Origin of the sequence: Mycolicibacterium aromaticivorans JS19b1 = JCM 16368 (genome assembly GCF_000559085.1) — a bacterium.
GTDB lineage: Bacteria > Actinomycetota > Actinomycetes > Mycobacteriales > Mycobacteriaceae > Mycobacterium > Mycobacterium aromaticivorans.
The window spans coordinates 1,289,244-1,307,614 of record NZ_JALN02000001.1; the positions used below are offsets into that span (position 1 = coordinate 1,289,244).

The 18,371-nt window shown below is 66.5% G+C and carries 19 protein-coding genes; 2 read left to right on the forward strand and 17 right to left on the reverse strand.

Annotation, left to right across the window (positions count from 1 at the left end):
• Positions 1 to 65: 65 nt before the first annotated feature.
• From Y900_RS06260 to Y900_RS06310, 11 genes are all read right to left on the reverse strand, one after another.
• Positions 66 to 596: a VOC family protein gene (locus Y900_RS06260; protein WP_081845004.1), complete on the reverse strand. Its 531-nt coding sequence runs from the start codon at positions 594 to 596 to the stop codon at positions 66 to 68.
• A gap of 11 nt (positions 597 to 607) precedes the next feature.
• Positions 608 to 2,374, reverse strand: a complete 1,767-nt coding sequence (gene lpqB / locus Y900_RS06265) for an MtrAB system accessory lipoprotein LpqB (protein ID WP_036340239.1) — start codon at positions 2,372 to 2,374, stop codon at positions 608 to 610.
• A complete protein-coding gene (mtrB, locus tag Y900_RS06270) occupies positions 2,371 to 4,044 on the reverse strand; it encodes an MtrAB system histidine kinase MtrB (protein ID WP_036340242.1) in 1,674 nt (557 codons plus the stop codon). The genes lpqB and mtrB overlap by 4 nt, the downstream gene beginning before the upstream one ends.
• A gap of 22 nt (positions 4,045 to 4,066) precedes the next feature.
• On the reverse strand, positions 4,067 to 4,753 hold the full coding sequence (mtrA, locus tag Y900_RS06275; protein WP_036340245.1) for a two-component system response regulator MtrA: 687 nt from the start codon (positions 4,751 to 4,753) through the stop codon (positions 4,067 to 4,069).
• Positions 4,754 to 4,825: 72 nt separating this feature from the next.
• On the reverse strand, positions 4,826 to 5,455 hold the full coding sequence (locus Y900_RS06280; RefSeq protein WP_036340248.1) for a dTMP kinase: 630 nt from the start codon (positions 5,453 to 5,455) through the stop codon (positions 4,826 to 4,828).
• A gap of 16 nt (positions 5,456 to 5,471) precedes the next feature.
• Positions 5,472 to 6,932, reverse strand: a complete 1,461-nt coding sequence (gene ahcY / locus Y900_RS06285) for an adenosylhomocysteinase (RefSeq protein ID WP_036346002.1) — start codon at positions 6,930 to 6,932, stop codon at positions 5,472 to 5,474.
• A 106-nt stretch (positions 6,933 to 7,038) separates the two neighbouring features.
• Positions 7,039 to 7,581: a TetR family transcriptional regulator gene (locus tag Y900_RS06290; RefSeq protein ID WP_337588788.1), complete on the reverse strand. Its 543-nt coding sequence runs from the start codon at positions 7,579 to 7,581 to the stop codon at positions 7,039 to 7,041.
• An 86-nt stretch (positions 7,582 to 7,667) separates the two neighbouring features.
• Positions 7,668 to 7,856, reverse strand: coding sequence for a rubredoxin (locus Y900_RS06295; protein WP_036340255.1), 189 nt, complete (start codon positions 7,854 to 7,856; stop codon positions 7,668 to 7,670).
• Entirely contained in the window at positions 7,853 to 8,026 is a 174-nt protein-coding gene (locus Y900_RS06300; RefSeq protein WP_036340258.1) for a rubredoxin, read from the reverse strand. Before Y900_RS06300 ends, Y900_RS06295 begins: the two co-directional genes overlap by 4 nt.
• A complete protein-coding gene (locus Y900_RS06305) occupies positions 8,023 to 9,183 on the reverse strand; it encodes an alkane 1-monooxygenase (RefSeq protein WP_237752671.1) in 1,161 nt (386 codons plus the stop codon). The genes Y900_RS06300 and Y900_RS06305 overlap by 4 nt, the downstream gene beginning before the upstream one ends.
• 162 nt (positions 9,184 to 9,345) lie before the next feature.
• The gene (locus Y900_RS06310) at positions 9,346 to 10,827 is read right to left on the reverse strand and encodes an amino acid permease (protein ID WP_036346005.1); all 1,482 of its coding nucleotides are present in this window, start codon (positions 10,825 to 10,827) and stop codon (positions 9,346 to 9,348) included.
• A gap of 58 nt (positions 10,828 to 10,885) precedes the next feature.
• Here Y900_RS06310 and Y900_RS06315 point away from each other — a divergent pair, with 58 nt between their 5' ends.
• Positions 10,886 to 12,277 (forward strand): FAD-dependent oxidoreductase, encoded by a 1,392-nt coding sequence (locus Y900_RS06315; protein WP_036340264.1) that lies wholly within the window; start codon positions 10,886 to 10,888, stop codon positions 12,275 to 12,277.
• Here the strand turns inward: Y900_RS06315 and Y900_RS06320 are convergent.
• The 5 genes from Y900_RS06320 to Y900_RS06340 all read right to left on the reverse strand — a co-directional run bounded on the left by Y900_RS06320 (position 12,234) and on the right by Y900_RS06340 (position 17,383).
• Entirely contained in the window at positions 12,234 to 13,154 is a 921-nt protein-coding gene (locus Y900_RS06320; RefSeq protein WP_036340267.1) for a cation diffusion facilitator family transporter, read from the reverse strand. The two genes, Y900_RS06315 and Y900_RS06320, sit on opposite strands and share 44 nt — an antisense overlap.
• A gap of 27 nt (positions 13,155 to 13,181) precedes the next feature.
• Positions 13,182 to 14,408, reverse strand: a complete 1,227-nt coding sequence (gene manA / locus Y900_RS06325; protein ID WP_036340270.1) for a mannose-6-phosphate isomerase, class I — start codon at positions 14,406 to 14,408, stop codon at positions 13,182 to 13,184.
• A 7-nt stretch (positions 14,409 to 14,415) separates the two neighbouring features.
• A complete protein-coding gene (locus tag Y900_RS06330) occupies positions 14,416 to 15,492 on the reverse strand; it encodes a hypothetical protein (RefSeq protein WP_036340273.1) in 1,077 nt (358 codons plus the stop codon).
• Complete coding sequence (locus tag Y900_RS06335) at positions 15,489 to 16,880, reverse strand: phosphomannomutase/phosphoglucomutase (protein WP_036340276.1); 1,392 nt, start codon at positions 16,878 to 16,880, stop codon at positions 15,489 to 15,491. Before Y900_RS06335 ends, Y900_RS06330 begins: the two co-directional genes overlap by 4 nt.
• A 77-nt stretch (positions 16,881 to 16,957) precedes the next feature.
• Positions 16,958 to 17,383, reverse strand: a complete 426-nt coding sequence (locus tag Y900_RS06340; RefSeq protein WP_192827478.1) for a DUF3499 domain-containing protein — start codon at positions 17,381 to 17,383, stop codon at positions 16,958 to 16,960.
• A gap of 162 nt (positions 17,384 to 17,545) precedes the next feature.
• On the opposite strand from Y900_RS06340, the gene Y900_RS06345 reads away from it, so the two are divergent.
• A complete protein-coding gene (locus tag Y900_RS06345) occupies positions 17,546 to 17,968 on the forward strand; it encodes a metallopeptidase family protein (protein ID WP_036340282.1) in 423 nt (140 codons plus the stop codon).
• A gap of 27 nt (positions 17,969 to 17,995) precedes the next feature.
• On the opposite strand, the gene Y900_RS06350 is transcribed toward Y900_RS06345, so the two are convergent.
• A complete protein-coding gene (locus Y900_RS06350) occupies positions 17,996 to 18,262 on the reverse strand; it encodes a WhiB family transcriptional regulator (RefSeq protein WP_172507244.1) in 267 nt (88 codons plus the stop codon).
• Positions 18,263 to 18,371 lie beyond the last annotated feature (109 nt).

Genomic DNA, 18,371 nt, shown 5'->3' on the forward strand with positions numbered 1-18,371 from the left:
GCTTGACACCGCGTCCACAATTCACTCCTGAGCAGCAGGACAAGCGGGGAATGCTGCGGGTACGGCTACCCGAAGAGGGTCCGGATCGGATCGCTGCCGTCCCAGTCCACCGCCGCCTGTCGCACCAGCTCACCCATCCCGATCGTCGCCGGGGTCAGCTCCATCAACTCGATGATCGTCGCCGCCGTTCCGGGCGGGGGTTCGAAGTACGCGTAGCGGGCCGTGCCCGGCTCGCCGCCGGACCACACCACCGGCCATCCTGCAGCCTGCCCGGCTGCGAGTGCGGCGTCGTAGTCCTGCGCCCAATAGGCCAGCTGGTGGAAGCCGTCCCCGCCTGCGGAGGTGAACTCCGAGTAGATCGACGGCGCATCGTTGTCCTGGTGAATGACCTCGATCTGCATGTCGCCACTGTTGGCCAACCCCAGCGTCAGCTTCACGGTGCACTCCCGGCCGCGGTAGATCCCGGTCTGCTCGATACCGCGCAGCACATAAAACGGTCCGACACCGAGGTCCAACCAGTTCGCCAGTGCGGCGTCGAAATCCTGCACGATGTAACCGATTTGGCGGATCACTCCGGGCAGCACAGGTCCAGGCACCAGATCTCCTCTCAGCCGGGCAACACCGGCACCGCGCCGGGCGTCAGGAAAGGCCGTACATCCGACCAGGATTGGCTGTTCTCGGCACTATTACCCGACAGCTGCAGCACTCCGCGACTGTCGGACACGTAGACCGCCGCCGGGTTGGCCGCGACCGCGGTCACCGGCATCACGATGTTGCCGCTCGGCCCGTCGGAGTTCACCCCGTCGATGTTCACGTACGACACCGGGTGCGCGGCATCGGTTCGGGTGACGACGATGTCGTCGCCGGTGCGCCACGACAGCGAGACCACGGACGATCCCAGCCCGAAACCGAGCCGACGCGGGTAGGTCAGCGCGAACTCCCCGGCCGGGGTCTGCTCCACGTTCGCCAGAATCACCTGCCCGTTGACCACCATCGCGGCCCGGGTGCCGTCCCGGGAGAGCTGTAAATCGGCTATTGCACCGGGGAATTGGGACACCACCGCCGCGGAGTCCACCGGGATCCGGGCGGGCTGACCGGACGCCTGCTCCTGGATCACCCGTACGACGCTGTTGCCGTCCACCACCACCCACACGGCGTCGTCCAGCGCCCAGGACGGTCGCGTCAGCGACCGTGCATCGGTGGCTTTCGCCGCCACTCCACCATTGGGGCCGATCCACACCGACGAGACCATGTCCGGCGCGCCGGGCCGCTGCACTGTCACCGACGCGATCGCCTGACCGGTCCGCGACAGCGCCGCCGACACCTGATCGTTCATCTGGCCGAACGATCCGGGCACCGGTGTGGCCCGCTGCCCGTCCAGCGACACCAGCGATCCGCGGATCAGCGCATGCACACCTGCCGCGGCACCGTCGACCGCACCCGGATCGGTGGCCGCCACATCGGTGGTGTCCCAGCCGTCGGCGAACCGGTCGTCGAGAGCCGCGCCGTCGGCGTTGATCACGTACGGGCCCTTGATGTCCGCCCGCGCCAGTGTCCAAATGATCTGGGCTGCAAGCAGTTGCCTGCTGTGCGGATCGGTGGTGGTCAAATTCTCCAGGTCGACCTTCGCTCCGCCGTAGCCGCGACCGATACCCGTCTTGCCGCCGTCGGCCCGGGTCACCGGACCCATCATCTTCACCGGTCCCAGCAGGTTGCGCACCGTGCGGGCCATCTCCGGGCGGGGCCCGGCGATCAGCTTGGTCAGCAGTTCGGTCGCCAGCTGGTCGGCGTCGGACACCGCGACATACCGCGGATCGGGAACGACGGTCTTGCCGGTCGGGTCGACGAAATAGAGAGTGTTGCGCTTGTAGGTGGCCTGGAATTGCTGCCAGTCCAGGAACACTCCGTTGGGCAGCTTGTCGATCCGCCAGCCGTCGGGCGTCTGGACCAGCTCGAGCGGTCCCGGGTCAGGAAGCTGCCCCTCGGCGGTCTCGAAGACGCCGACATCGGACAGCGACCCCAGCATGTCCGCCTTCATCGTGACCGCAACCCGGTCCGGGGAACGGGTTTCGACGAACACGACATTATCGATCAGCAGCGCACTGCCCTGGTCGTCCCAACTGCTCGAGGCCGAAGCGGTGAGGAACTGTCGCGCCGCCAGATGCCGGTTCGCCGGGTCAGCGGTGGCCTTGAGGAATTCCCGCAACAGCTGGTCGGGATCCATCCCGGGCGTCGGCTTGGGCAGGCTCTTGGGCTGGGGCCGCTCGACGGTCCCGATCGCTTGCGGCGCCGAAGAATTCGGCACCCCGGCGCATCCACCGCCCAAGATCACGACCAGACCGGCCAACAACAGGGCCAGCAGCCGGCGTGTCACACGCTCTCCCCCGCCGGTTCCCGCTGCCGAACCTGGCGCGAGTCCTTGCGGCCATCCTGACGGTCTGTGGCAACGGGTTTGAGCGGCAACGGACTGGTGGTGACCTTGTGGCCGCGCACCAGCGGAAGGGTCAGCCGGAAGCAGGCGCCCTTACCGGGTTCACCCCACGCCTCGAGCCGACCCTGGTGCAACCGGGCGTCCTCGATGCTGATCGCGAGGCCCAAACCTGTTCCGCCGGAACGACGCACGCGGGAGGGGTCCGAACGCCAGAACCGGCTGAACACCAGCTTCTCCTCGCCGGGACGCAAGCCGACACCGAAGTCACGGACCGTGACCGCGACGGTGTCCTCGTCGGCAGCCATCCGGATGTGGACCGGCTTGTGCTCGGCATGGTCGATCGCGTTCGCGATCAGGTTGCGCAGGATGCGCTCGACGCGGCGCGCATCGACCTCGGCGATGACCTCGCTGTCCGGCAGGTTGACCATCAGTTCGATCCCGGCCTCGTCGGCAAGGTGGCCGACGTTGCCGAGTGCGCTGTTCACCGTGGATCGCAAATCGACTGCCTCGACCGAGAGTTCGGCGACGCCGGCGTCATGGCGGGAGATCTCGAGTAGATCGTTGAGCAGGGTCTCGAATCGGTCGAGCTCGTTGACCATCAATTCAGTGGACCGGCGCAGCGCGGGGTCCAGTTCCTCGGAATGGTCGTGAATCAGATCAGCCGCCATCCGCACAGTGGTCAACGGCGTGCGCAACTCGTGGCTGACGTCCGAGGTGAACCGGCGCTGCAGATTGCCGAACTCCTCGAGGTTGGTGATCTGACGTTGCAAACTCTCAGCCATGTCGTTGAACGACACCGCAAGCCGCGCCATGTCATCCTCGCCGCGCACCGGCATCCGCTCGGAGAGATGGCCCTCGGCGAAGCGCTCGGCGATCCGCGATGCAGAGCGCACCGGCAGCACCACCTGCCGGGAGACCAGCAGGGCGATCCCCGCCAGCAGGACCAGCAGAACCAACCCGCCGGTGGCCATGGTGCTGCGCACCAGAGTCATCGTGTTTTCCTCGTTGTTGAGCGGGAAGATCAGGTAGAGCTCGAGATTCGGGACGCGAGACGGCGCCGGAGTACCGATCAACAGCGCCGGACCGCTGAATGCGTTGGTTCGCACCGTCTCGTACTGGTAGCTGACCTGGCCGGCTTTGACGAAGTCCCGCAACGACTTCGGGATCTGGTCCACCGGTCCGGCGGCGGTAGCCGCCCGCGGTCCGTCGCCGGGGACCATCAGGACCGCGTCGAACGTGCCGGCCAGCGCCGCGCCGGACGACTGGCCGGTTTTGGAGATCAGGGTGTTGCGGGCCAGCTGCAGGCTGCTGTCAAGCGACCGCGCCTCTTCACCACTGACCGTCCCGCTGACCGTGTTGCGCGCCCGATCCAGTTCCTCGGTCGCCGCGTGAACCTTCACGTCGAGCACCCGGTTCGTGATTTGGCTGGTGAGTACGAAGCCCAGCGCCACGATCACGGCGGCCGACAGACCCAACGTCAGCACAACCACCCGCAACTGCAGCGAGCGGCGCCAAATCAACCCCAGTGCTCGACTCAGCGCACTCGTACCCCGAACCAGGGGTCCCGATCGTCCCCACGGACCGCGGATGCGCCGCCTCGAGCCGAACATCACCTGCGGCGCTCCTCCGCGCGCATCACGGCGGTCCGGCCTTGTAACCCACTCCTCGAACAGTCAGCACCACCTGCGGGTTCTCCGGGTCCTTCTCGACCTTCGCCCGCAACCGCTGGACATGCACGTTCACCAAACGGGTGTCCGCGGGGTGGCGATATCCCCACACCTGTTCGAGCAGCACATCTCGAGTAAACACCTGGCGTGGTTTGCGTGCCAGCGCCACCAGCAGGTCGAACTCCAGCGGTGTCAGCGAAATCTGCTCACCCTCGCGGGTGACCTTGTGCGCAGGCACGTCGATGTCGATGTCGGCGATCGAGAGCATCTCGGCCGGCTCGTCCTCGTTGCGCCGCAACCGGGCACGGACGCGCGCCACCAACTCCTTGGGTTTGAACGGCTTCATCACGTAGTCGTCGGCGCCCGACTCCAGGCCGAGCACCACGTCCACCGTGTCGGTCTTGGCGGTGAGCATGACAATCGGCACGCCGGAGTCCGCGCGCAGCACCCGGCACACATCGATGCCGTTCATGCCGGGCAGCATGAGGTCCAACAACACCAGATCGGGGCGGAGCTCACGCACAGCCGTCAGCGCCTGCGAGCCGTCGCCGATGACCGCGGTGTCGAAACCCTCGCCACGCAACACGATGGTGAGCATCTCGGCCAGCGATGGGTCGTCGTCGACTACGAGAATCCTTTGCCTCATGGAGTCCATGGTGTCACCGAATTGCGACAAACCCCGGCTACCACACGGGCGAGTTGCGACATTTCCGCTGCGTGGGGTCCTCTAATCGAGCAGCGCGGCCGCCAACGCCGCCGGATCGACGTCCGGGACGACGATCGACCAGGGCCCACCCCAGTTAGCGGCACCCAATTCGGCGTACACCGCGCCCGTCCGGCGCTGCAGTCCGTCGTCGCGTTCATAGGCGTCGCGGGCCCGGTCGGCCTCCTGCCGAGCCCGGTGCCTGGCCCGCTCGGCGGCCAACTCGACCGAGGCGTCGAGCAGGATCTGCCGATCGGGCGTGGGCAGGGCGAACCGGCCGTACTCGAGGTCGCCCACCCACGACACCGCCTCACCCGAGGCGTCCTGATGCAGACGGGCCGCGCTGTACGCCGCGTTGGAGGCGACATAGCGATCCAGGATCACCACGTCATTTTCGCGGCGAAGCGCAGCGATCTTATCGATTGCCCCGGCCCGGTCGAGGGCGAACAGCGTCGCCATCGCGTAGACCGAGTCGGCCAGGTCGCCGTGCTGTCCGTGCAGTGCCTCGCTCGCGAGGTCGGCATGGATCGACTGGCCGTAGCGGGGGAAGGCCAGTGTGGTGACCGACCTTCCGCCCGCTTCGAACGCGCGCTGCAGACCCTGGGTCAGGGTGCGCTTGCCTGCGCCGTCGAGTCCCTCGATGACGATGAGCACGCCGGGAGCCTAACGCTCAGTAGCGGTAGTGCTCCGGCTTGTACGGACCCTCGACGTCGACGCCGATGTACTCGGCCTGGTCCTTGGTGAGCTTGGTCAGCGTGCCACCGAGAGCCTCGACGTGGATGCGGGCCACCTTCTCGTCGAGGTGCTTGGCCAGCCGGTAGACCTCGTTGTCGTACTCGTCGTTCTTGGTCCACAGCTCGATCTGCGCGATGACCTGGTTCGAGAAGCTGTTGCTCATCACGAACGACGGATGGCCCGTCGCGTTGCCCAGGTTCAGCAGCCGGCCCTCGGACAGAACGATGATCGACTTGCCGTCGGCGCCGAAAATCCACTCGTCGACCTGAGGCTTGATGTTGATCCGGGTGGCACCCGAGCGCTCGAGGGCGGCCATGTCGATCTCGTTGTCGAAGTGGCCGATGTTGCCGAGGATGGCCTTGTCCTTCATCGCCTTCATGTGATCGAGGGTGATGATGTCCTTGTTGCCGGTCGAGGTGACGACGATGTCGGCATCACCGATGGCGTCCTCCACGGTCACCACGTCGAAGCCGTCCATCAAGGCCTGCAGCGCGTTGATCGGGTCGATCTCGGTGACCTGCACGCGCGCGCCCTGGCCGGCCAGGGACTCCGCACAGCCCTTGCCCACGTCGCCGTAGCCGCAGATCAGCACCTTCTTGCCGCCGATCAGCACGTCGGTGCCGCGGTTGATGCCGTCGATCAGCGAGTGCCGGGTGCCGTACTTGTTGTCGAACTTGCTCTTGGTGACCGAGTCGTTGACGTTGATGGCCGGGAACGACAGCTCACCGGCGGCGGCGAACTGGTACAGCCGCAGCACACCGGTGGTGGTCTCCTCGGTGACACCCTTGACCGACTCGGCGATCTTCGTCCACTTGGTGTTGTCCTTCTCGAAGCTCTTGCGGCACAGCTCCAGGAAGACCTTCCACTCGGCCGAGTCGCCGTCCTCGGCGGGCGGAACCACACCGGCCTTCTCGTACTGCGCACCGCGCAGCACCAGCATGGTGGCGTCGCCGCCGTCGTCGAGGATCATATTCGCGGGCTCGCCTTCCCAGGTGAGCATCTGCTCGGCGGCCCACCAGTACTCCTCCAGCGTCTCGCCTTTCCAAGCGAACACCGGGGTTCCGGTCGGCTCCTCGGGGGTGCCGTGCGGGCCGACGACGACGGCGGCCGCGGCATGGTCCTGGGTGGAGAAGATGTTGCAGCTCGCCCAGCGGACTTCCGCACCGAGCGCAACCAGCGTCTCGATCAGCACCGCGGTCTGCACGGTCATGTGCAGCGAACCCGAGATCCGCGCACCCTTGAGCGGCTGGACGTCGTGGTATTCGCGGCGCAGGGCCATCAGGCCGGGCATCTCGTGCTCGGCCAGCCGGATTTCCTTGCGGCCGAATTCGGCCAGCGACAGGTCGGCGACCTTGAAGTCGATGCCGTTGCGCACCTCGACGGTCATTTCAGACATGTAGAGCCCCTTTTCGTTCGTCATTGCCGGTGAGCGCGCGATACGCGCGCTGGCGACACCCTCAGCCTGCGGGCTCGCGGGACAGGCGCTTGGAGCGCTCTGACAGCTAAGGAATATCGACTACACCGTAGCGTTCGGCGAACGGCGTCATCAATCGGGCCAGGTCTAAGGCCACATCGTGGTCGGCCTCGGGCGGCATCGACACGTAGCTCATCGCCAGCCGCACGATCGCGCGGGCCAGCACGCCCGAGTCGGCCTCACTGGCACTGACCCAGCTGTTCATGAATGCCTCGGTGAGCTTGGCCGAGGCGCGGGTGATGATCGGCGCGCTGTCGGTGGTGATCATCTGCAGCAAGTCAGGTTTGGCGACGCCGGTCAGCAATGAGATCACCAGCGGGTCGGCAGCCGATTCGGTGAAGAACACCCGGAAGCCTTCGGTGAAGGCGGCCAGCACGTCGCCGATGTTGGAGCTGATCGCGGTTCCGATCGCGTCCACCAGGCGGTCGGCCAGCCGGATCGCATAGCCCTGGGCAAGACCCTGCCGGGAGCCGAATTCGTTGTAGATGGTCTGGCGGCTGACCCCGGCGGTGCGCGCCACGTCGGACAGGGTGATCGCGGACCAGTCCTTGGTCAGGAGTTCCTCACGCATCGCATCGAGGACCGAGTCTCGCAGCAGGGCGCGAGAGGCCTCGGGATAGGGCACCCGGGGACTCTTCACATGCGCGAGAGTAGTGGTCACGGCCTCGCGACTTCCACCATCTCGAAGTCCGACTTCGCCGCGCCGCAGTCCGGGCAGCTCCAGTCATCCGGGATGTCGTCCCAGCGGGTGCCCGGGGCGATGCCGTCCTCGGGCCAGCCTTTGGCCTCGTCGTACTCGAATCCGCACTGGACGCAGATGAACAGCCTGTAGTCCTGCTCGCTCATTGCTTGACACCTATCTCTTCGAAGTCGATTTTTTCTCGCACACCACAGTCGGGGCAGCACCAGTCGTCGGGTACCTCGGCCCAGGCGGTGCCGGGTGGGAAGCCTTCCCGCGCAGCACCTTTCGCTTCGTCGTACACGTAGTCGCAGATCGGACACTGGTAGGCGCTCATGCTGCGGCCCCGTACCGGGCCAGGATCTTCGCCCGGCGGCGCGGATCGATATTGACCTTTGTGATGTCACCGTTGTAGTGCTCGATCACCCGGTGGTCCATCATCCGGCGCCACACCCACGGGAAGTAGGTCACGCCGATCAAAGTCGCGTAGCCGCTTGGCAATTCAGGCGCCTCAGACATGCTGCGCAGAATCTGATAACGGCGGGTCGGATTGGCGTGGTGGTCACTGTGCCGTTGCAGGTGATACAGGAACAGATTGGTCACCAGGTGATCGGAGTTCCAGCTGTGCTGCGGGGAGCACCGCTCGTAGCGGCCGTTCTCGTTCTTCTGGCGCAGCAGCCCGTAGTGCTCCAGGTAGTTCACCGACTCCAGCATCGAGAATCCGAACACCGCCTGGATGATCAGGAAGGGAATCAACGCGGGACCGAACACCGCCATCAGCGCACCGAACAGCACCACCGACATCAGCCAGGCGTTGAGGACGTCGTTGCCCAGCCAGGTACGCGGATCCCACGGGCTCTTGCCGAGCCGGCGAATTCGGGCCGCCTCGAGGGTGAGCGCTGAACGGGCGCTACCAAACACGCTGCGCGGCAAAAACTCCCAGAACGTCTCACCGAAGCGTGCCGATGCCGGATCCTCCGGGGTGGCGACCCGGACGTGATGGCCGCGGTTGTGCTCGATGTAGAAGTGGCCGTAGCAGGTCTGGGCCAGCGTGACCTTGGACAGCCAGCGCTCCAGCGAATCCTTCTTGTGTCCGAGTTCGTGCGCGGTGTTGATGCCCGTTCCGCCGAGCACGCCCACCGACAGTGCCAGACCGATCTTGGCGAACCAGCTCAGCGAGCCCTCGTAGCCCAGCCAGCTGAGGTTCGACGCGGTGAACATGTAGGCGCCGAAGATGAGACTGAGGAACTGGAAGGGGATGAACGCATACGTGCAGTACCGGTAGTACTTGTCGTTCTCCAGGTACTCCATCAGTTCGTCGGGCGGGTTCTGGCCGTCGCGGCCGAACCTCAGGTCCAGCGCCGGCAGCAGTGCGTAGATCAGGAACGGGCCGACCCAGAAAAACACCTGGGATGCGGCGGTCCAGCCGAGCTGGTTCAGACCCCAGACGACCGGCAGCACCACGAACAGTGCGGTCGGTGCGATCAGGCCCATCAGCCACAGATAGCGCTTCTTGTCCCGCCACGGCGCGGCCGCCGGAACGGCGGCGGAGTCCAGTTGAGACGTCACGACAGTTACCTCCCACATCAAGTTGCGATGGCTTGACTATAGAGGCTGATTTGTCGGGTGTCTAGACAAATGATGCTGATTTGTAAATCAGGTGGCGCGGGCTGCCTCCCGCTTGGCCAACACCGAGTGGGATCGCCCGTAGAGCAGGTAGAACCCCACCCCGATGACCATCCACACCAAGAATCGGATCCAGGTCAGGCCCGTGAGGTTGAGCATCAGCCAGCCACACGCCGCGATCGACAGGATCGGCAACACCGGAACCAGCGGCGCGCGGAACCCGCGCTCCAGGTCCGGGCGGGTCCGCCGGAGGATGATCACGCCGGCCGAGACCAGGATGAACGCGAACAGCGTGCCGACGTTCACCATCTCTTCGAGCTTGTCGATCGGGAAGACGGTGGCCGCGACGGCGGTGAGCACACCGACCAGCACGGTGATCCGCACCGGGGTGCCACGGTTCCCCGTCTGCGCCAATTGGCGCGGCAGCAGGCCGTCACGAGCCATCGCGAACAACACCCGCGACAGCCCCAGGATCAACACCATGACCACCGTGGTCAGACCAGCCAGCGCTCCGATCGAGATCACCTTGGCCGCCCAATCCACCCCGTTGAGCGAGAACGCGGTGGCGAGGTTGGCGTGACCGTGCCCGGCCTCGTCTCGCAGGTCGCTGAACCGGACCATGCCCGACAGGACGATCGAGACGGACACGTAGAGCACGGTGACGATCGCCAGCGAGGCGAGGATGCCCCGCGCGACATCGCGCTGCGGGTTCTTGGTCTCCTCGGCCGTCGTGGCCACCACATCGAAACCGATGAACGCGAAGAACACGATCGAGGCGCCGGCCAGCACCCCGTACAGGCCGTAATGACTGCTCTCGGCCCCGGTCAGCAGGGAGAAGACGGACTGGTCGACGCCGGTCCCGGACGAATTCGCGCCGCTCTCCGACGCGGGGATGAACGGGGAGAAGTTGGCCGCCTTGACGTAGAACGCCCCGACGATGACGACGAGTGCGACGACCGCGACCTTGATGGCCGTGATCACCGCGGAGACATTGGCCGACAGCTTGGTGCCCAACGCGAGCAGGGTGGTGACGATCGCAACGATGAGCAGGGCACCCCAGTCAAAGTTGAGCGGTCCGATGGCCACGACCCCACCGGAGAAGCCGAAGACGGTGCCCAGATAACTGGACCAGCCCTTGGCCACCACGGCGGCGCCGACCGCGAATTCCAGGATCAGGTCCCAGCCGATGATCCAGGCGACGAACTCCCCGAACGTCGCGTACGAGAACGTGTACGCGCTGCCCGCCACCGGCAGCATCGAGGCGAACTCCGCGTAACACAGTGCGGCCAAACCGCAGGTCACGGCCGCGATGACGAAGGACACCGAGATGGCGGGACCGGTGATGTTGCCGAAGGTCGACGCGGTGACGGTGAAAATGCCCGCGCCCACCACGACGGAGACGCCGAAGACGGTGAGGTCCCACCACGTCAGGTTTTTGCGGAGCCGGGTGCCCGGCTCGTCGGTGTCGAGGATGGACTGCTCGACCGACTTGGTCCGCCACTTGGAGGTCATCTGCATGTTCCTTCTCATACCCCGGTTAGGCACAGTTTGAGCGGGTATCTAAGAGGTCGTGGGCCAACCCCCGGAGCGTCACCATGCCATCGTCATCGGGGCCAGCATCGCGGGGCTGTGCGCTGCCCGGGTGTTGTCCGACCACTACGAGCGGGTGACCGTCTACGAACGCGACACCCTGCCCCCGGAACCCGCCCACCGCGGTGCGGTACCCCAAGATCGGCATGTACACATCCTCATGGCGCGGGGAGCTCACGAGTTCGAAACGCTGTTTCCCGGTCTGCTCGACGACATGGTCGCCGCCGGGGTGGCGAAACTGGAGAACCGTCCCGACTGCATCCACTTCGGCGCCGCCGGCCACGTGCTGGGCACCGGGCACACGCTGCAGCGCGAGTTCACCGCGTACGTGCCCAGCCGCAAGCAGCTCGAGTGGCAGATCCGCCGCCGCACCGCCGCTCTGCCGAACGTGCAGATCGTCCAGCGTGACGTGAACGCACCGCGATTCGACGGCGAGCGTCAAACGGTCACCGGCGTCGAGTTGTCCGCGCCCGGCGGTAACGAGTTCGTGACCGCCGACCTCGTGGTGGATGCCTCCGGTCGCGGCACCCGATTACCGTCGTGGCTGGACGAGTGGGGGTTCGCCCGTCCCCGTGAGCAGACCATCGATGTCGGAATCTGTTACGCCACACAGCAGTTGAGAATCCCCAACGGCCTGATCACCGAGAAGGTTGTGGTGGCGGGCGCGTCACGCAGCCAGCAGGCCGGGCTGGGCATGCTGTTCTACGAGGACGGCACCTGGGGCTTGACCACGTTCACCGTCAATCATGTCCCGCCCCCGCAGACGCTGTCCGAGATACACCAGGTCGCCGACGACGTGCTGCCGGCACCGTTGGCATCCGCGATTCGCCAGGGAGAACCCTTGGGCGACATCGCCTTCCACCGCTATCCGGTAAGCCGGTGGCGGCGCTACGACAAGCTCCAGCGCTTTCCCGCCGGGATCGTGCCGGTCGGTGACGCCGTGGTGAGTTTCAACCCGACCTACGGCCAAGGGATGACGATGACCGCGCTGCAGGCCGGGCACCTGCGCCGACTGCTGGACTCCGGCACCCGTCACCTGGCCTATGAATTGGCCCGCGCCACCGCCAAAACCACGTATCCCGTCTGGACCATGAACGCGATCGGCGACCTGACCCTGCATGGCACCGAGGGCTCGGCGCCGTGGTGGTACCAACCCGTCGGGTCGTTGTTCGATCAGTTCCTCGGCGCCGCCGAGACCGACCGTGTTCTGGCGGAATGGTTTCTGCGCCGCTTCAGCTTGCTGGACAGTTTGTACATGGTGCCGCCCGCATCGATCATCGGCCGCGCGGTCCGCCACAACATGTCGTCGTGGTGGGCGCAGAAACGAGCTACTGCGCCAGTGCTCGATCCAGATCCGGTTCCAGGTAGATAATTCGCGCGGCGGGCACCGCCGAGCGCACCGCCGCCTCCGCGGCGTCGATGGTGACGGCCACCGTCGCCAGGTCGGTATCGGGGGCCAGCGCGATCTTGGCCCCGACGAGCATCTCCTCGGGACCCAGGTACTGGGTTCGGAGATGGATGACCCGGTCGACGTTGGCGGTCTGCTCGAGTGCCGACTGAATCGCCCGGCATTCGTCAGGGGTGGCGCCCTCGCCGATCAGCAGGCTGTGCATCTCGACCATCAGGATCACGGCGATGACACCGAGCAGCGCACCGATCAGGATTGTGCCGACGCCGTCCCAGACCGGATTGCCGGTCAGGATCGTCAAGCCCACGCCGGCGAGCGCGAAGACCAGACCGATCAGGGCGCCGGTGTCCTCCAGCAGGACCACGGGCAGCTCGGGACTGCGGGAGCGACGAATGAACTGCCACCACGAGCTGGCGCCCTTCAACGGACGTGACTCCACCATCGCGGTACGAAAGCTGTAGGACTCCAAGGCAATTGCCACCGCCAGGATCACCACCGCCACGATCGGCGAGGTCAGCGGTTCGGGATGGCCGATCTTGTGATAGCCCTCGTACAGTGCGAAGATCGAGCCCAGGCTGAACAACACCAGCGCAACGACGAACGAATAGAAGTAGCGACTACGGCCGTACCCGAACTGATGCAGGCTGTCTGCCTGCCTGCGGGCCTGGCGCTGACCGAACAGCAGGAGCCCCTGATTCGACGTGTCGGCCACCGAGTGCACCGACTCGGCGAGCATCGAGGAACTTCCGGTGATCAGGAATCCGACGAATTTCGCGACCGCGATGCCCGCGTTGGCGGCCAGCGCCGCGAGGATCGCCTTGGTGCTGCCCTCGGTCGACATGCGGTGTCCTCCCCCAGGCTCAGTTGCTCAAAGGCCAACCGTAGCCCGGAACAACCGGGACGGCGACGTCGCCTCCAGGCGGATCGGACCGTCGTCGGCGGCCACCCAGGCCGCGGACCCGCGGTTGAGCTCCACCACATCCGACTTCGCGCGGACGAGCACCGAACCTTCGGTGCAGACCAGGATCTGGGGACCATCGTGGCGGGACGGGGCGTCGATCTCGTGGCCGAGGTTCTCACCGTCGAGCATGAGGATGCAGGCGGCGAACTCCTGCGCGGGCGTCTCGTAGACCAGCTCGATCCCCTCGCGGTGAGTGGGCGCCCGCAGCATCGTCTCATCGGCGGGCCTGAAGTCCAGCACCCGCAAGAGCTCGGGCACGTCGACGTGCTTGGGCGTCAGGCCACCGCGAAGTACGTTGTCGGAGTTGGCCATCACCTCCATCCCCATGCCGTGGATGTAACTGTGCAGGTTGCCTGCCGGCATGAAGATGGCCTCACCGGGGGCCAGCGTGATCCGGTTGAGCAGCATGGCCGCCAGCACACCCGCATCTCCGGGATAGCGCTCCCCCAGCTCCAGCAGCGTCTTGGCCTCATCGTCGAATTCTGTTGCACCGGAACGCATATAATCCACCGCGCCGTCCAGGACGGCGGGGATCAGCACGTCCAGATCGGGCTGCGGCGCAGTGATCCAGGTGGTGAAAAGGGCACGCAGACCGTCGGCGTCGGGCTGGCCGCTCAGCAATCCGATGAACGGATCGAGTTCGGGCGCCGCCAGGGCACGCATCAGATCGACCGAACGCGCGGCCGGCCGGAAGCCGCCGAGGGCGTGGAAGTCGCTCAGCGCGACCAACAGTTCGGGCTTGTGGTTGCGGTCGCGATAGTTGCGGATCGGTGAGGTGAGCGGCACGCCCAGACGGTCCTCGCGCACGTAACCTTCGACCGCCTGCTCGGCGCTGGGATGAGCTTGCAGCGACAGCGGCTCCTCGGCGGCCAGCACCTTCACCAGCAAGGGCAGCACGTCGCCGTAGCGGCCGCGTACCGCAGGCCCCAACTGGCCGTCCGGATCGGCTCGAACGGCGTCGAGCAACGATTTCTCGCCGTGGGCGGTCTCCAACCACGCCGGATCCCCCGGATGAGCGCCCAGCCACAGCTCTGCTTCGGGATGCGCTGTTGGCGAAGGTCTTCCGGTGAACTCCGCGATGGCTGTCCGAGATCCCCATGCGTAGGTGCGTATCGCACCACGTAGCAATTCCACTGGGACGTTATCCCCCCACCAATCTCAGATAAACCGCGGCCATCTGCAATCGGACGGCCAGCGTGGCGAGCTGTTGTTCGGCTCGCCCTGTCGGGGCCTGAACCGAGCCCCCCTCCCCGAAGTCCTGCGCCCCGACCAGATCGACGTCGTCGAAGCCACTCACCCGCGCGGCGAGCATCGCGCGTTCGGCGTCCAGGGTCAAAGCCAGCACCTTCGGGCCCCTCGACAGCGGACCGTCGAGCTCCTCGTCGTGGAACAACGCGTCCACCGGATCCCCGAATTGATGTGCGATGCCGGTACGTAACGCGACCAGCGCGTCAGCCAGTCCGGCCGCGGCGACGGCCTGGCCGGCCAGCCGCAGTAATACCGTGGCGGCGTACCGGGCCAGGCCCAGGGTGGCCGCACAATCGCCGGCGAGCACCACCTGTCTGCCGGACATCCGCTCGGCCAGTGCCTTCGCGGGATTGGTGAACACGTCACGACTTGCACTGTTGCGCAATGCCTCGGCATCGAGTTCGTCGGCGAGGGTGGCCAGATCGGTCTGCAGTGCCGGGTCGACAGCCTGCATTGTCGCGAGACCAGCTGCGAGGTAACGGCTCAGCCCGAATTCGTCGGGCGTCCGCAACCGGGGCTCGAGCACCGCGGTCCGCCCCGCCGTGGCGTCGCGCAGCGGACCCTCATACGGCGCGGCGACGACCACCCGGGCGCCACGGCGCACCGCCGTCGCCGCAGCCGACACCAGCGCCGGATCCCCGGCGTCGTCGCCGGCCACCACGAGAACGTCGAGCGGGCCGATCCAGGGCGGAGATTCGGCGGCCACCACGATCGGCTCCCCGGCGACTCCGCCGAGGGTGGCGGCCAGCATCGAGCCTGCACTCTCGGCTGCGCCGCGGGCGGCGACCCAGATGACGGTCCGCGGCCGATAGTCGGCGGCCAGCAGTGCCAATTCGCCCTCGTCGACCGCGGCTGCGGTGGCGCGCACCTGAGCGCCCGCCATCGCGGCGGCCCGCAGGAGCCCGTCACGGTCGGCTTCCAGTAGCCCCTCGGTGTCGTCGAGGTCGACGGTGGCATGCGCTGCGCTCATGGCGCCGCCCCGGCCGGCTGGGCGGCGATGTCATCGGAGACGCGGCGGACGATTTCCTCGATCTCCTGGGCGCTGCGCGCTTCGACGTTGAGGCGCAGCAGCGGTTCGGTGTTGGAGGTGCGCAGGTTGAACCAGGCCCCCTCACCGAGGTCGACCGTCACGCCGTCGAGATGGTCCAGCGAAACAGTCTGGTGCCCAAAGGCTTTCAGAACGGACTCCACGCACGCCGGCGCGTCGGCCACCCGGAAGTTGATCTCCCCGGAGGCTGCGTAGCGCTGATAATTCGCCATCAGTTCCGACAGCGGCCGGTCCTGCTCGCCCAACGCGGCGAGCACATGCAAGGCGGCCAGCATGCCGGAGTCCGCGCCCCAAAAGTCGCGGAAGTAATAGTGCGCCGAATGCTCACCGCCGAAGATCGCTCCGGTGTCGGCCATCAGCGCCTTGATGTAGGAGTGCCCGACGCGCGAGCGCACCGGCGTTCCACCCCGTTCGACGACCAACTCGGGCACCGCGCGCGAGGTGATCAGGTTGTGGATGACGGTGGCGCCGATCTCCCGGGTGAGTTCGCGGCCTGCGACCAACGCGGTGACCGCCGACGGCGAAACGGGACCGCCACGTTCGTCGACGACGAAACACCGGTCCGCGTCGCCGTCGAACGCCAGCCCGATATCGGCGCCGGTCTCCACCACGAACTTCTGCAGGTCGACCAGATTGGCCGGCTCCAGCGGATTGGCTTCGTGATTGGGGAACGAACCGTCGAGCTCAAAATACAGCGGCAGCACCGTCAGCGCCTCGATGGGGCCCAGTACGGCAGGCGTGGTGTGGCCGGCCATGCCGTTGCCTGCATCGACCGCGACCCGCAGTGGTCGCACGCCGGCGACATCGACCAGCGACCGAAGGAACTGTCCGTAGTCGGCGAGCACATCGTGATAGCGCACCTGCCCACGCGGCCCGTCATAGCCGGGAACCCCGGCGATCACTTCGTCGCGGATGATCGCCAGCCCGGTGTCCTCACCCACGGCCTTCGCCCCGGCGCGGCACAGCTTGATTCCGTTGTAGGCGGCCGGGTTATGGCTCGCGGTGAACATGGCACCCGCGCAGCCCAGGAAACCGGACGCAAAGTACAGCTGATCGGTGGAGGCCAGCCCGATCCGCACCACATCGAGACCCTGCGCGGTGACCCCGGCGGCGAACGCCTCGGCGAGCGCCGGCGAGCTTTCACGCATGTCGTACCCGATCGCGATCCGGTCGCCACCCTCATCGCGAATCAGCCGGGCGAACGCGGCGGCCACGTCGGATACGAACGCGTCGTCGATCTCCTGCCCGACCAGACCGCGCACGTCATAAGCCTTGATCACACGGCGAACCGCGTCGGCGGGCCTCGACATGACAGATCTCCTGACCGAGAGGGACTCTTGGCCGCCAGCCTATCTGTTCCGGTCCCCCGGCAAGGGCGGCTATCGGGTCAGTCGGTGGGGTCCGGCAGTACCCGCAGGTGCCCACGGCGGCGGCCGGCAGTCGTCGGTCGATGCGCAGCGGCCGGCATCATCGGAGTTCCGGTCGCGGGCGCATGCGCGGCTCCGCTGGGATCGGAGAATCCGGCGATCGGGGGCCGGGCGGGCAACTCACGGCCTTCCCGTACTGCATCGGCAAGAGCGACGAGATCGTCCTCGTCGGGGAACTCCGGCAGCGGCCCGGCGTGGCGGACCAGCTCCCAACCGCGGGGGGCAGTGATCCGGTTGGCATGAGTGATGCACAGGTCCCACGAATGCGGTTCGCGGGAGATTGCCAGTGGCCCGACGACCGCAGTCGAATCGGAGTAGACGAACGTCAGCGTCGCCACCGCATAATGGGGGCATCCAGGCCGGCAGCAGCGACGAGGAACATTCACGTCCGTGAGGCTATCGCGGTTCATTCACAGGTTGCCCGGGGACACGCGCAGCCGCCGGGCGGCCGATTCACAACCGTTACGATCACATCCGTGGCCGATTCCCGCAGCTCCCGGCGAGGTGGTCGATCCGGTGGCAGCCCGGGGTCGCGCCGGGGACGTGAGATGCGGGGCCCATTGCTGCCGCCGACGGTGCCGGGGTGGCGCAGCCGCGCAGAGCGGTTCGACATGGCGGTCCTGGAAGCCTATGAGCCGATCGAGCGGCGGTGGCAACAACGGCTCACCGGTCTCGACGTTGCCGTCGACGAGATCCCGCGCATAGCGCCGAAGGATCCGGACAGTGTGCAGTGGCCCGCTGAAGTGGTGGCCGACGGGCCGATCGCGTTGGCCCGGCTGATTCCAGCCGGCGTGGACGTTCGCGGAAATTCGACGCGCGCCCGAATTGTGCTGTTCCGCAAGCCGATCGAGCGTCGAGCCAAAGACTCGATCGATCTGACCGATCTTCTGCACGAGATTCTGGTGGCGCAGGTGGCCACCTATCTCGGGGTCGAGCCGTCGGTCATCGACCCGACCATCGACGACGACTGAGTCGGACTCGCCGACCAGCGGTCGCCGTCAGATGATGCCGCGCTTGAGGCGACGACGCTCCCGCTCGGAGAGTCCGCCCCAGATACCGAAACGCTCGTCGTTGGCCAAGGCGTACTCGAGGCACGACTCGCGGACCTCGCAGCCCAAGCAGATCCGCTTGGCCTCGCGGGTGGAACCGCCCTTCTCGGGGAAGAACGCTTCGGGATCGGTCTGCGCGCACAGCGCGCGTTCCTGCCACTGGTCTTCTTCATCGGCCGAATCCGGCGTCGCATCGATGATCGGGTCTGGCACCAAACTCAAGTGAGCGCGTGCCATTACCCCCATCGTCTGCGAACCGGTAATGGACTGCGGCAACCCCATCGTGCCGAACACGTGCTCATAGGACATTTCCGCCTCCTCACCT

Bases quoted from the DNA above. Each gene is read 5' to 3' on its own strand.
- mtrA (WP_036340245.1), bottom strand. From the start codon at position 4,753: ATGGACTCCATGAGGCAAAGGATTCTCGTAGTCGACGACGACCCATCG.
- ahcY (WP_036346002.1), bottom strand. From the start codon at position 6,932: ATGTCTGAAATGACCGTCGAGGTGCGCAACGGCATCGACTTCAAGGTC.
- Y900_RS06290 (WP_337588788.1), bottom strand. From the start codon at position 7,581: ATGCGTGAGGAACTCCTGACCAAGGACTGGTCCGCGATCACCCTGTCC.
- Y900_RS06295 (WP_036340255.1), bottom strand. From the start codon at position 7,856: ATGAGCGAGCAGGACTACAGGCTGTTCATCTGCGTCCAGTGCGGATTC.
- Y900_RS06300 (WP_036340258.1), bottom strand. From the start codon at position 8,026: ATGAGCGCCTACCAGTGTCCGATCTGCGACTACGTGTACGACGAAGCG.
- Y900_RS06305 (WP_237752671.1), bottom strand. From the start codon at position 9,183: ATGGGCCTGATCGCACCGACCGCACTGTTCGTGGTGCTGCCGGTCGTC.
- Y900_RS06310 (WP_036346005.1), bottom strand. From the start codon at position 10,827: ATGACCTCCAAGTGGCGGACCAAGTCGGTCGAGCAGTCCATCCTCGAC.
- Y900_RS06320 (WP_036340267.1), bottom strand. From the start codon at position 13,154: ATGTCGACCGAGGGCAGCACCAAGGCGATCCTCGCGGCGCTGGCCGCC.
- Y900_RS06330 (WP_036340273.1), bottom strand. From the start codon at position 15,492: ATGAGCGCAGCGCATGCCACCGTCGACCTCGACGACACCGAGGGGCTA.
- Y900_RS06335 (WP_036340276.1), bottom strand. From the start codon at position 16,880: ATGTCGAGGCCCGCCGACGCGGTTCGCCGTGTGATCAAGGCTTATGAC.
- Y900_RS06345 (WP_036340282.1), top strand. From the start codon at position 17,546: ATGCGGGGCCCATTGCTGCCGCCGACGGTGCCGGGGTGGCGCAGCCGC.